At 40.9% G+C, this 12,497-nt stretch carries 11 protein-coding genes and 1 pseudogene; 8 read left to right on the forward strand and 4 right to left on the reverse strand.

The annotated features are described in order from the left end of the window. The first annotated feature begins 24 nt into the window (after nt 1-24). The 5 genes from ACTJIX_RS07990 to ACTJIX_RS08010 all read left to right on the forward strand — a co-directional run bounded on the left by ACTJIX_RS07990 (nt 25) and on the right by ACTJIX_RS08010 (nt 5,743). Nucleotides 25-1,914, forward strand: a complete 1,890-nt coding sequence (locus ACTJIX_RS07990) for a peptidase M48 (RefSeq protein ID WP_440611333.1) — start codon at nt 25-27, stop codon at nt 1,912-1,914. Between the two features lie 200 nt (nt 1,915-2,114). Next, nucleotides 2,115-2,765: a hypothetical protein gene (locus ACTJIX_RS07995; protein WP_440611340.1), complete on the forward strand. Its 651-nt coding sequence runs from the start codon at nt 2,115-2,117 to the stop codon at nt 2,763-2,765. Between the two features lie 6 nt (nt 2,766-2,771). Next, nucleotides 2,772-3,740: a 2-hydroxyacid dehydrogenase gene (locus tag ACTJIX_RS08000; protein WP_111810434.1), complete on the forward strand. Its 969-nt coding sequence runs from the start codon at nt 2,772-2,774 to the stop codon at nt 3,738-3,740. 86 nt (nt 3,741-3,826) lie between these two features. Beyond that, nucleotides 3,827-5,269 (forward strand): M48 family metalloprotease, encoded by a 1,443-nt coding sequence (locus tag ACTJIX_RS08005; RefSeq protein WP_205682673.1) that lies wholly within the window; start codon nt 3,827-3,829, stop codon nt 5,267-5,269. 114 nt (nt 5,270-5,383) lie between these two features. Beyond that, nucleotides 5,384-5,743 (forward strand): hypothetical protein, encoded by a 360-nt coding sequence (locus ACTJIX_RS08010; RefSeq protein WP_440611334.1) that lies wholly within the window; start codon nt 5,384-5,386, stop codon nt 5,741-5,743. Between the two features lie 90 nt (nt 5,744-5,833). On the opposite strand, the gene ACTJIX_RS08015 is transcribed toward ACTJIX_RS08010, so the two are convergent. Next, nucleotides 5,834-6,280 carry a GatB/YqeY domain-containing protein gene (locus tag ACTJIX_RS08015; protein WP_004812350.1) on the reverse strand — a complete coding sequence of 149 codons (447 nt, stop codon included), beginning with the start codon at nt 6,278-6,280 and terminating at the stop codon, nt 5,834-5,836. A 34-nt stretch (nt 6,281-6,314) separates the two neighbouring features. Continuing rightward, nucleotides 6,315-6,530, reverse strand: coding sequence for a 30S ribosomal protein S21 (rpsU, locus tag ACTJIX_RS08020; RefSeq protein ID WP_001136722.1), 216 nt, complete (start codon nt 6,528-6,530; stop codon nt 6,315-6,317). Nucleotides 6,531-6,677: 147 nt separating this feature from the next. On the opposite strand from rpsU, the gene tsaD reads away from it, so the two are divergent. Next, nucleotides 6,678-7,694: a tRNA (adenosine(37)-N6)-threonylcarbamoyltransferase complex transferase subunit TsaD gene (gene tsaD, locus ACTJIX_RS08025; protein WP_163171527.1), complete on the forward strand. Its 1,017-nt coding sequence runs from the start codon at nt 6,678-6,680 to the stop codon at nt 7,692-7,694. A 79-nt stretch (nt 7,695-7,773) separates the two neighbouring features. Here tsaD and ACTJIX_RS08030 read toward each other — a convergent pair whose 3' ends face one another. Next, nucleotides 7,774-9,123 carry a spinster family MFS transporter gene (locus ACTJIX_RS08030; protein WP_440611335.1) on the reverse strand — a complete coding sequence of 450 codons (1,350 nt, stop codon included), beginning with the start codon at nt 9,121-9,123 and terminating at the stop codon, nt 7,774-7,776. 282 nt (nt 9,124-9,405) lie between these two features. Here ACTJIX_RS08030 and ACTJIX_RS08035 point away from each other — a divergent pair, with 282 nt between their 5' ends. Further along, a complete protein-coding gene (locus ACTJIX_RS08035; protein WP_440611336.1) occupies nt 9,406-10,131 on the forward strand; it encodes a TetR/AcrR family transcriptional regulator in 726 nt (241 codons plus the stop codon). Nucleotides 10,132-10,288: 157 nt separating this feature from the next. Further along, nucleotides 10,289-11,164 (forward strand): annotated as a pseudogene (locus ACTJIX_RS08040) (IS982 family transposase). A 12-nt stretch (nt 11,165-11,176) separates the two neighbouring features. Here the strand turns inward: ACTJIX_RS08040 and ACTJIX_RS08045 are convergent. Continuing rightward, the gene (locus ACTJIX_RS08045; protein ID WP_440611337.1) at nt 11,177-12,241 is read right to left on the reverse strand and encodes a hypothetical protein; all 1,065 of its coding nucleotides are present in this window, start codon (nt 12,239-12,241) and stop codon (nt 11,177-11,179) included. Nucleotides 12,242-12,497 lie beyond the last annotated feature (256 nt).

The raw sequence follows: 12,497 nt of genomic DNA on the forward strand, positions 1-12,497 counted from the left end.
GAACAATGTGATCAGGGTGAAGCATTGAAAAGCGTAGGATATGCGTTTATCAAGAATAAAAATATGCTATGGCCAGCCAGTGTCTGTCTGATTGCTGTGCTATTGACGATAGCAATTATTAATACTGTCGTTGGTTTACTGGTCTATTATTTTGATCCTGCTCAATCTATATATTGGCATGTGCTAAGTCCTTATCTGATTGCTCTGGTCGGTTCGATCATGGTGGTGTCAGTACTCTATGAATTTTATGTCTTTCGTGCCGGTGGTTATTCCTTGGCACGGCAGATGGGTGCACGTCGCCTGAGTCTGATTGAAAGCGTACCGGAGGAAAGCGTCGCTCTGAAGATTGCTGAACAATTGGCAGATACTTTTCTGATTGAGCCTCCTGCGGTGTATGTTTTGCCTGATGAAGTTGGAGTCAATGCACTGACTGCCGGTTTTAACCCGGGAAATACTGCCATTATTCTGACTTGGGGGGCATTGCAAAATCTGGATGAAATTGAACTGTATGGTTTATTAATCCATGAGTTTAACAAGATTCTTTCTGGTGAAGCGGCAGAAAATACCCGGCTCAAGATTCTCTACAGTAGCCTGACTACTTTTAGTCAGTGGGGCAGTAAGATTGCCAAACGGGGATTCTATCGGAATGGCATGCCGGCAGAAAACAAGTTTGAGACTCTGTTTGTTGGTATTGGTGCGGTGATCTGGCTGATTGGTAGCTTAGGCGTACTGATTACCCGTTTCATTAAATATATTTCGCTCGGTGGCAGGACTTTTAAGAATGATCAAAAAACCCGTCGTCTGATTCAAAATGATGCCAATGTACAGACTTTGCTGCGGATTTATGTGCATCATTCCGGTTCACAGATTCATAGTGAATATGCAGAGTCGATTTCACATATGTGTTTTGCTAACTCCCTCAGTCAGCAGAACTGGCTGAATATTCATCCCAGTATTGAGCAGCGAATCTATGAAATGAATCCTTCCTTGATTCAGGATCTGCAGCTTGAAAACCTAAAAAAACTACAAAATCAGCCTTTATTTAGTCTGTTTCGGTCACTCGAAGAAATGGCGGTCACAAGTGCAGCTTCCTGGAGTTCGCCACAGCCATTGCCTTTACTACGTCTGTCGCCGATCAGTTTTGCAATTAAAGATGCAGTTAAACCACTGAATCCGGAGAATCGTGCCAATACGCCACGACCAGAGCTAATTGAACGCGCATTGCAAACTGCAACTGGCTCGCGAGAGGTCATGGTTGCAATTCTGATGATCCGGCAATATCGGGAATTTATTCCCACCGATGCTGAAGTCAGCCGGGCCATTGTAGATTCATTGTTAAATCTGGATGGGCGTGTGCATATCTCGATTTTTCAGCAAGCCTGCAAAAATATTGGTGGCATGCCGACCACGGTAGCACGACAATTCGTGATGAAACTGGCACGGATTATTCAGGAAGATGGTGAAATTGGTCTGCTAGATGCCTTGTTGCTTGAATGTGTGAAATATGAGCTGAATCTACTCCCCGTACATACCCCGACGGCACTGGAAGAAGTTAAACCACAAATCGTACGCCTGATTGATGCATTGCTGCATGTACAGCAGATCAATAGTGATAATCAGCTGGATGTTCGCGAGCGCATTTTAAAACGTATTCTGACTCAAAAAGAACTGGAAATGTATACCGAAATTTCAGATGAGCCGATTGATCTGGCTGAAATTCTGAATGATATTTCTGGCCTGTTGCTGCGTGATCGACTGAGTATATTGGGCATTGCAGAAATCTGTCTCTGGAATGATCGGATCATTACTCAAGATGAATTCGACGTGATGGAATTACTGTACTGGCGTTTGGGTTTTGAAGTAGATGAAATTGTGGATCAGATGCAGAAAAAGAACAGCATCATGATTATCTAATCCAGACTTGAAAGTGTTTATTAACTCACGCACGATCTTTAAATAATGTTTGAACCTGCATGTAAATAACCCGAAGAGAACGACTAAAATCAGATTCGCTACAAATCAGTTGTAATGTACAGTGAAAAATCCGAAAAAGTTCGGCAAAGGAAGTGGATTCCCGCTAAAATATTCAGCCTGAAATAGGTGATGAAGACATGATGATAGGGCATCAGCGTGACATACTGGCGACACTGGGAATTGATATCTGGATTCCTCGGGCGGAGCCGTGTCAATCGCACCAGCCGGCGCTTTGGCGTGACCAGTCACAACCTGAAGTCCTGAGTGAAATCATCCTTCCTGAGCTCAAAGCTGAAACCTTGGTGATTGAACGTTCTGTTGTATCTGAACCTGTAGAAGTGCCTGCACCAGTTGTTGTAACGCCAACAATGGAAATACAGTCGCAGCCAGAACCGGAGCATGAACTGCGCGAAATTGTTGAGGTCGCGCCTTTTAGTATGCAGGCATTAGGTCTTGCGCACTGTATCATTATCATTGATGCCACGAGCTTAACTGAAGATCAGCAATTACTGTGGTCGAATATCCAACGTGCAATGTTGGGTGAGTTTGCAGAGCTGAACTGGCCATTTCCTTGGGATAATGTGCAGGATGGACGCGGCGTGGAGTCTTATATCCAGGGTTTTCTGGATGGCATGAGTCACGATAAAAATATTATTTTTCTTGGTACTGTTGCACATCTTTCAAACAGTAAAATTACCCAGTTGGCCTCCCTGCAGGAGATGCTGGATCGGCCAATCCTTAAAAAGCGACTCTGGCAGTTTATGCAAAATAGGCCTGTCAGCATGGAATAAATAAGCATGAAGCAAAAAGTTGTTGTATTTAGTCAAATTCCTCCAGAGATTCAAGCCAAACTCGAACAACAATATAATGTGGTATATATCCAGCCCAAGCTGGGTGATGTCAATCAACAGATTTTGCAGCATGCACAAGATGCAGATGGCATGATTGGCGCAGGACGACTGCTCAATCGAAATAATCTGGAAACTGCGACTAAACTAAAAATCATCTCCAGTGTCAGTGTTGGCTACGATAATTACGATCTTGAATATTTAAATGAAAAGAAAATTTATCTCACTCATACACCGCACGTGCTTACTGAAACCACAGCTGATCTTGCATTTACTTTACTCATGGCCGCAGCGCGTAAAGTAACTTATTTAGATCAATGGACCAAGCAAGGACAGTGGCAGCGTACTGCCAGCGAAGCAGAGTTCGGGGTAGATATTTTTGGCAAGACTTTAGGAATTATTGGATTAGGTCATATTGGCGCAGCAATCGCGCGACGTGGCTTTCATGGCTTTAATATGAATGTGCTTTATCATAACCGTCGTGAAAAGCTGGAGCTGGCGCAAGGCTTAAATGCAGAATATTGTGATTTAAAATCCTTATTACAGCGTTCTGATTTTGTGGTGGTCGCAGTGGATTTAAATGCAGATTCCAAAGCACTTTTTGGTGCAGAAGAACTGGCATTGATGCAGCGGCATGCAGTCTTTGTGAATATTTCCCGTGGTTCAGTTGTCGATGAGCAGGCACTGATTCAGGCTTTAAAAAATCGTCAGATTTTTGCCGCAGGGCTGGATGTCTATCAAAAAGAGCCATTGCAAGAATCAGAGCTATTTAAACTTGATAATGTGATTACCTTGCCGCACGTAGGTTCGGCAACTGCGCAAACACGTCAGCGTATGGCAGAACTGGCATATCACAACCTGGTGGATGCTTTGCAAGGACGTGTACCACGCTATGTCGTTAACCCGCATTTTAAATAATATTAAATAACATTTCCTTGCGTTTATGCCCTTTTTTCAATGGTATATTCAAGCAGGTTTCGTAATCAGGCTTAGAGATTTATTCATTGAAACGTTTGGTTTTGGCTTGTGGATTAAGCGCATGTATGGTGATAGGGCATACCGCTTCCGATACTTTTAACACCCAGTCTAGTCAGTTTACTGTTCCAGAAATTGGAGCAGGTGTTGGGCTGATAGATCAGCAAAAAGAGCGCATGATTGGTGAAAAGGTTTATCGTCAAGTACAGAAACAATTACCTGTGGTGCAAAATCCCTGGATGGAAGACCAGTTATTTTCAGTGTTTTCACATATTCTCAGCCAGACTCAATTACAGCAACCAATTGGCCTGGTTGTGGTTAATGATCCCCAGATTAATGCTTTTGCTGTGCCTGGTGGCTTATTTGCCTTAAATATGGGATTACTCAATTCAGCGCGTAATATGGATGAAGTGGCCGGTGTGATGGCGCATGAAATTGCACATGTCACACAACGTCATTACAGTCGATCCCAAGAAGCATTTAAAGGACAGGGATTATTGGCACTTGCGGGAATCCTGGTCGGAGCCTTAGTGGCATCGCAAGCAGATGGCGATGCGGGTGCAGCCGTAATGATGGGCTCACAAGCAGCTTTAATGGATCAGCAGCTTTCTTATAGTCGTAATCAGGAACGTGAAGCAGATCGGATCGGTATGCAGTATATGTATGCTTCGGGCTATAACCCGCAGAGCATGGCTGATTTCTTTGAGGTGATGCATCGTTCAACCAGCCGTTTAAGCTTTCTGCCAGATTTCTGGTTTACTCATCCCTTAACGACTGAGCGTATGAGTGAGGCGCGTTTACGCGCCAATCAGATGCCGAAAGTTAAACCAAAGCTGATAGACCAGAATTTTGAGATTATTCGTTGGTATAGCAAAGTACTGTCCCGTCAGACGACTGAGCAGCAATTAAAAATTTTAGCAGGACAAAACAGTTTTGCAGGGCAATTGGCACTCACTGCTTACTATCTGCAACAAGGTGATGAGGATAATGCACAACAGGCATTAGACCAGGCAAAAAAGCATAATCAGATTCATCCTTTGCTGGTGCTGTTTCAGACCGATATTTATCTCGGGAAAAATCAGCTGGAGCCAGCTCTGCGTAGTGTGCGTTCTGCAGCATCCATTATGCCGGAAAACCGGGCACTCAATTATAAATATGCAGAAGTATTGATCCGTATGAAGCAAACCGATCAAGCCAAGATGATCGTGCAACGTTTCCTGAATGCTAATTCACGTGATTTAAGTGCCTGGCGCTTAATGCTGTCAGCAACCAATGCCGAGCCTGTATCTGAGATTAAAACGATTAATGTGCTGCGTTACCGTTCTGAAGTAGAATATTGGACGGGAAATGAGGAGGCAGCTATTAAATCCTTACTACATGCACAGCGAGTTAGTAAGAAGAATCAGTTATTGTCTGCAAGTATTTCACAACGTTTAAAACAGATGCAGCAGGAAAGAAAATACAAGATTTAATCTTCTCATAAAAATTACTTACTAAAGCTGTGAACTACATCAACCTCTGTGCTTTATTTCAAGTTTGCCTTGTACTATGCTGAGTTGCAAATGAAAGCACATGAGAAAGCATGAATGAAAAGAACATTGTTGTGCCTGTTTCTGGTTTGGGGAATATCACATAGTTATGCAGCGAGCACTACTAAGGATTATGCGCGGGCAGTAGAGCGTATCAGTGATGAATATCATCAGCAGTCACGAGATTTTCTGCGCAGTTTAAATCCACAACAACAGAATTTAACCGCAGCACAACAGGTGGAATTTTGTGGGATCGTCGGGCGTTATGTAGATCAGCTTTATCAGGCAACTGATAAAAATCGTGATGCACTAGACTTTCAGCTGCAAAAGCTGACACGGCAAGATATTGTGGATCAGGTTAAATCTTCAAAAATGATGCAATTGCTGCAAAGCAAAAATGTGAATTGTAATTTGTGATTTATTAAAATTAAAAAAAGAAATTTGGATTGCTAAGAACTGGCTAGAAATTAAGTCAGTTCAACGCAAATAGAGATTTAAAGCGGGGAATTATGCCAGTTTAGCTTTGATTTTAGCTGAAACTTGTGCAGGATCGGCGCGCCCGGCTATGAGCGGACGCAGAGAATTCATCACCTTACCCATATCTTTCATGCTAGTAGCTTCTTGCGCTGTAATCGCTTGCGCAATGATGGAGTCAAGTTCTTCCTCAGTCATAGCTTCTGGTAGAAATTGAGATAGAACCTCAACTTCGGCTTGTTCCTTACTAGCTAAATCTTCTCGACCGGCACCTTCAAAGGCTTTGATCGATTCTTTACGTTGTTTAATTTGCTTTTCAATGACCGCAAGAACCTGAGCGTCGTCAAGTTCTTTGCGCTCATCGACTTCGATTTGCTTAATTGCTGCCTGAAGACTACGAATTACCGTTAACTTAGCCATTTCTTTAGCACGCATTGTTGCTTTCAAAACTTCAGTTATTTGGTTTTTTAAAGTAGTCATTTATTTAGTCCAGGCAGTCAATCACAAATTAATCTTAGTAAAGGCGAGTCGTACGTACTGATTCACGCGCCAATTTCTTTTGGTAGCGTTTAACAGCAGCAGCTTTTTTGCGCTTACGTTCTTGAGTTGGTTTCTCGTAGAATTCACGCTTACGTACGTCAGCAAGAACACCCGCTTTTTCGCATGAACGTTTGAAACGACGGATAGCTACGTCTACTGGTTCGCCTTCTTTCAATTTAACTTGTGGCATGAAGAATCCTCATATCAGTTAGGGTAAGATCTCGGGCTGAATTGCCCTCAATCACAAGTGAAGGTCAGTATTTTACTCATTTACATCTCATATCACAAGTCTATAATAGTTGTCGCAATTGATTTGATACAGGTTATAGGCAGTTTAATGATCGTTTTAGGCTTAGAAACATCGTGTGATGAGACAGGACTCGCGCTTTATGATAGCGAACTGGGTTTACGCGGCCAGGTTCTGTACAGCCAGATTAAACTGCATGCCGAGTATGGTGGTGTAGTTCCTGAACTGGCTTCGCGTGACCATGTGCGTAAGTTAATTCCGCTCATGAATCAGCTGCTTGAACAGAGTGGTGTGAAAAAATCTGAAATTGATGCAGTGGCATATACCCGTGGACCGGGGCTGATGGGTGCGTTAATGACCGGTGCTTTGTTTGGCCGTACCTTGGCTTTTGCGTTGAATAAGCCAGCGATTGGTGTACATCATATGGAAGGTCATATGCTGGCACCATTACTTTCGGCAACGCCACCGGAATTTCCGTTCGTGGCTCTTTTGGTGTCAGGTGGCCACTCGCAATTGATGGCCGCTTATGGCATTGGTCAATATGAGCTCCTTGGCGAGTCGATTGATGATGCGGCTGGTGAAGCTTTTGATAAAGTCGCGAAAATGATGGGCTTGCCCTATCCAGGTGGTCCGAATATTTCCAAACTGGCTGAACAGGGCGATCCGAATGCATTTGCTTTCCCGCGCCCAATGCTGCATCAAGGCTTAGAATTTTCATTCAGTGGTTTGAAAACTGCGGTTTCTGTGCAAATGAAGAAATTAGGTGATGAAAATCGTGATGCCGATATCGCAGCCAGTTTCCAAGAAGCGATTGTCGATACCTTGGTAAAAAAATCAGTTAAAGCCCTCAAACAAACCGGTTTAAAACGTCTGGTGATTGCGGGTGGTGTCAGTGCCAACAAGCGTTTACGTGAACGCCTAGAGGCTGACTTGGCGAAAATAAAAGCAACTGTGTACTATGCAGAACCGGCTTTATGTACCGATAATGGTGCAATGATTGCCTTTGCAGGTTATCAACGTCTGAAAGCCGGGCAGCAGGACGGGTTGGCTGTAACCACGACACCACGTTGGCCGATGACCGAGTTGACGGATCCAGCTCAAGTTTAAGTTTAAAAAATGCCAATCATTAAGATTGGCATTTTTTTAAGCATTGTTTAAGTATTCAATAATCTATCTTAAATAAACTTCAGCTATTGCTACGTTGAGCATCTTTGATAAAGGTACGTGAACTCAAATAGATGAAAATTGCTGTAAAGAAGAACGCAACAGGGATAACAAATAATGCGCTATGTAAACCTATAGCTTTAAAATGTTCAGTCATAATCATTGTATTTGACGCCAACATTGCAGCTTGAGAAAAATGGTCAGACAATGCGCCCACGACGATTGGACCAAAAGCACCGCCTAAAATATACATGCAAGCAAAATAAAGCGCCATGGCTGTTGCTCGTAAATTAGGTTCGACGACATCCTGAATTGCAGGGTAAACGGTCGTGTAATAGTTATATGAAGCCAACCAACCTACGCTGAGTAAGATGACAACAGCAGTAAGGGAGTCGTTGCCAAGATATAGAGCAATTGCAATATTAATGGCTGAAATTAATAAACAGATAGCACCAAATACCAAGCGACCACGTGCGAAACGCTGATGAATTTTATCGGCAATTACACCCCCTACAGTTAAACCAATGAGTCCAGTAATTCCGACAATACACCCTGTGGTAACGGCTGACTGAGTCAGGCTTAAACCAAAGTAACGCTGAAATAAGGGGACAAAAAACGAGTTGCCTGCATAGACTGCAAAATTGACGCTGAGACCAGATAAAATAATCCAGCGTAGGGTTTTAATTTTCAAAAGTGTACGAATAGGTTGATGAACGGTTTTTGCAACATAGTGTTCACCTTCACTCGCACCGCGTGGTGGTTCTTTGATTATGAAGAAGAAAATAGCCAATAAAAAACCAGGTATTGCGGCAACAATAAAGGGTGCACGCCAACTGTCAAATGCTTCTGCAATTGCACCGACTGTAAAAAAGGCTAAAATTAAACCTAGAGGCAATCCCAGCATAAAAATGCCCATGGCACGAGCGCGCTTTTCGGCAGGAAACAGATCTCCGATGAGGGAGTTGGCTGCAGGTGCATAACTTGCCTCACCAATTCCGACCCCCATTCGTACCAAGAAAAAAGAAACGAAATTCCATGCGGCAGCATTAAGAGCAGTGAAACCACTCCATGCCATTAAGCCCCATCCGATAATTTTTTTACGCGAGCCTTTATCGGCTAATCGACCAAAGGGTAGTCCTGCAATTGCATAAACTAAAGTAAATGATGCTGCAACAAAGCCCAGTTGTAAGTCACTTAGATTAAATTCAAAACGTAGTGGTTCAATAATGATGGCAGGAATTGTGCGGTCAAAAAAATTTAACATGTTGGCCAGAAATAATAACAATAAAATTTTCCACTTGTTATAAGTTACGGCATTAACGGGGTTTGGCGATACGGCTTTGACCGTATCAATAAAGTGTTCCTTACTCATCTCATTACATCCTCATGATGTTGCTTTAAGCATTTTTTTTGTGTTGCTGATCAATAATTGGATATCTTGTTGTTTTTAGGTTTTTTTAAACGATATATTAATTGTTTAATCCTATATTTTTCATATAAACACAAACGTACTTATAGAGACAAGTATTTTTTACTTTTATGTTTTTGGGAAAATGAACAGTACAATGAATTTTTTTAGAAAATTTAGATTACGATGTTTCAATCTATTTGAATAATAAAATCAATATGATTAACTTGACGGAATATCTATACGATGGAATTGAATCTGTATGAGCAGAACTGGTTAAAGAAAGGCGGAGAATTTGAAGAGAATTCAGTCCAACTTCGTCGCAAGTTGCCAAGAGGAACCAATCATCTTCCACCCGAACTGGTTTTACAGTCACAAAAAGAACGTTTGATTGAAGCTGTGGCTCTGTGTATTCATCAAAAAGGATATGCTGCGACCAGTGTCAAAGATATTATTCAGCAGGCGAGTGTATCGCGGACAACATTTTATAAATTATTTACCGACAAAGAAGCCTGTTATTTTTACTGTTTTAAAAAGCTCAGCTCTTTACACTTAAAATTACTTGTCCAGACTTATAGTGATTATCAAACAGACATTCGGCGGGCATTTGAAGTCTCGACATTGGCATTCATACAACAACTTACAGTCAATAAAATTTATGCCAGCGCTTTTTTTGCTTTGGCTCCTTATAGTACTTTGAGCGTAGTGGCAGAGTTAAATGTCGTTAAAGCACATTATGTGAGTTTATTGGTGTATTGGTTTTCTATTCTGCCGAGCCAAATTATTCGACCTGTATTGCCACAAGATGTCTTTAAAATTGTGATAGAGGGTATTTTTTCTTATATTCGGCAATGGATAATCCAAGGGCAGGAGCAAAGTACTGAAAATGTCCACCATCATGTTTGTTATGTGATTTTTTCAACATTAGGGTTGAATGATTGGGCAAAACAACATTTAGAAAAATTAATTTAAGCCCTGATATATCCTAGGGTGGCTCACCCTCATATATTGAAATTGAGCCAAATATTTCAGGAGAAATAACCCGAATTGTGGATAAGAAATTAACCTGAAAAAAGAAGGAGTAGAGCCATCAGTTAAGTTACCACACCAAACCTATGCTCTAGTCCTAATGTTTAATAGTACCGAATTATTTGTCTAATTGATGATTTCTTTCTTAAATTTGAAGCAACTTATTGGCAATTCCTTAAGTAAAGCCAGCCGTTCTCAAGAGTCAGAACAGCTCACTTAAGTATTTCAGAAATCATCTTTATGGCTATATAGTAGAAATACTTTCATTTCAAAGCATTTTTCTCATGGCTGAAACAGGATAAAGACATTTATTTAAAAGTTTACCTTGTTACCAAAGGGTGAGCCATCTGATCAATATCAATTGGCCCTGCATGCTTTACATGTAGCTTTAACGAAAGATCAACATAGCCAATATTTGTAGATTGATTTAACCAATTTAGCTGTCTATAAAAATCAACGGATTCAACGTTATAAATTAGTAGCTAGAATTACTTCTCGTGGTAAAAGCTCAATGGGTTTTATAGCTGCAAATTATATATTGTGATGAATCAATTTGGTGAAATCGCTTGTTCTGCCTCATCCAGTGGGTATGTTGCTGACATCAAAATAGTTGAAAAACTGGTTAAAGAGAGGGAAGCAAAGTTGTATGGAGATCGTGGCTACATCAGCCAAGAATTGAAGAATAGATTAAAAGACCAGGGTATTGATTTAATTGCCTATCACCGAAAAAATATGCAGTCTATACAGCTTTGTGAATCAGCTGAATATCACTTAAAACAGCGTAATAAAATAGAAACCTTATTCAGTCTATGGAAAGGTCAATACAATTTGGTGACAAGCAGATCTAGAAGTATTTCAGGCTTTTTGAGTGGGATTTATGCATCATTATGTGCCTACCAATTAACTCATCAAAATAAGCTGCAAATTTACTTGATAAAATAAGCCGACAATTCAAATTATGGAATCATCGGCTTAAACAAGAGTTGGATTATTTACCAATAATATTGGACCAAAGAATATCATCTACTTTTTTATTAGTGAGATACACTCCAGCTTTCAATGACTGCGGGGAGTCTTGGCTAATCCTGGTGATTAGCTGCGAGTTAAATAAGCCTTTTTGATGCGTTATGCTGACACTACCTTGCTCAGGCAAATGATGATAATTATTTGCCACTGTTTCCTTCATGATAAATGGAGTAGAACCTGTATCGAAACTAAAGGTATATCTGAAAGTGGCGTCTAAAGGTTGACCGATCACAGTACCCTTTGAATTTAAGGTTCGTATACCATGACTATCGCTGCCAAAGTCATCGACTAAACTAAAGGAATAATCTTTTAATTGTAAATACTCGCGGCTTTCAGCATTATAAACATCACCTTCTGGCAATTTATTGGTATCTGTTTTTACACGCTGGAAGCTCAGGTTGGAAATATCATAATTACGCTCTCGACCTGTGTCTGATTTAGAAGACGTATATTGAATCGAGCCAGAGATCAAGTATTGATCTTTCAAACTAAAATCCAAGTTATGGCCATAGCGTACATTGTCAAAAGAAACAGTGGTTGTATTGCCATCGCTAATTTGTGTGATTTTAGAACCTGCTACAAATGTTTTGTCCAGAACAATACAAGTTGCTTTGTTCGGCTTTAAGGTTAGTGTCTTGATATTACCATTTGTTGTAACTTCAGCACACGTTAAATTACCAATCTTGATACTGCTTACTCCAAGATTATAAATCTGCACAGCACGTCCTGTACGACCCAGTGGATAATCAGCAAAAATTTCACCCACCATATGTGCTAAAGCTTCATTATAATTATCGGCTAGTTCGCTGGTGCCGGGTTGTCCGGTAATTAATTCTTTAATGTTGTCCAGTACTGAATCTTGAGTAAAAGGAACAAAGTCATCAGGTACTTCTGGTGAAATTGCTTCTGGTAAATTTTCTGGCAAGTTGGTTGCTGGCGTCTTGCTACTACTGCTTCCACCGCCGCCGCATGCAATTAATAGAGTACTTAACAGTGCTACGCCACCCACTTTGAATCGAAGTGTCATGATTATTCCCTCAATATCTATTTTTTAAATTTATGTAAATAGATGGTATTTTTCTTGATATATCACTTTTAAGACATAGTGGTTTTTTAAGTTCTAAAGTAATCACTACATCTTAAATTCATGGAAATTATGCATGATTATTGGCACTGTTGCAAATAACCACGAATGGTAAGCTGAAGACTGTTTTAGCTAAAGGTGCAGCATATGAATCCTTTCCATGGTCGGCATTTTCAGGGCGAAATCATTCTTTGGGCTG

Source organism: Acinetobacter sp. 22323 (assembly GCF_052044895.1).
Taxonomy (GTDB): domain Bacteria; phylum Pseudomonadota; class Gammaproteobacteria; order Pseudomonadales; family Moraxellaceae; genus Acinetobacter; species Acinetobacter schindleri.

What these genes read in the sequence shown, in the direction of transcription:
- ACTJIX_RS07995 (WP_440611340.1), top strand. Translation starts at nt 2,115, where the DNA reads ATGATAGGGCATCAGCGTGACATACTGGCGACACTGGGAATTGATATC.
- ACTJIX_RS08000 (WP_111810434.1), top strand. Translation starts at nt 2,772, where the DNA reads ATGAAGCAAAAAGTTGTTGTATTTAGTCAAATTCCTCCAGAGATTCAA.
- ACTJIX_RS08010 (WP_440611334.1), top strand. Translation starts at nt 5,384, where the DNA reads ATGAAAAGAACATTGTTGTGCCTGTTTCTGGTTTGGGGAATATCACAT.
- ACTJIX_RS08015 (WP_004812350.1), bottom strand. Translation starts at nt 6,280, where the DNA reads ATGACTACTTTAAAAAACCAAATAACTGAAGTTTTGAAAGCAACAATG.
- rpsU (WP_001136722.1), bottom strand. Translation starts at nt 6,530, where the DNA reads ATGCCACAAGTTAAATTGAAAGAAGGCGAACCAGTAGACGTAGCTATC.
- tsaD (WP_163171527.1), top strand. Translation starts at nt 6,678, where the DNA reads ATGATCGTTTTAGGCTTAGAAACATCGTGTGATGAGACAGGACTCGCG.
- ACTJIX_RS08030 (WP_440611335.1), bottom strand. Translation starts at nt 9,123, where the DNA reads ATGAGTAAGGAACACTTTATTGATACGGTCAAAGCCGTATCGCCAAAC.
- ACTJIX_RS08035 (WP_440611336.1), top strand. Translation starts at nt 9,406, where the DNA reads ATGGAATTGAATCTGTATGAGCAGAACTGGTTAAAGAAAGGCGGAGAA.
- ACTJIX_RS08045 (WP_440611337.1), bottom strand. Translation starts at nt 12,241, where the DNA reads ATGACACTTCGATTCAAAGTGGGTGGCGTAGCACTGTTAAGTACTCTA.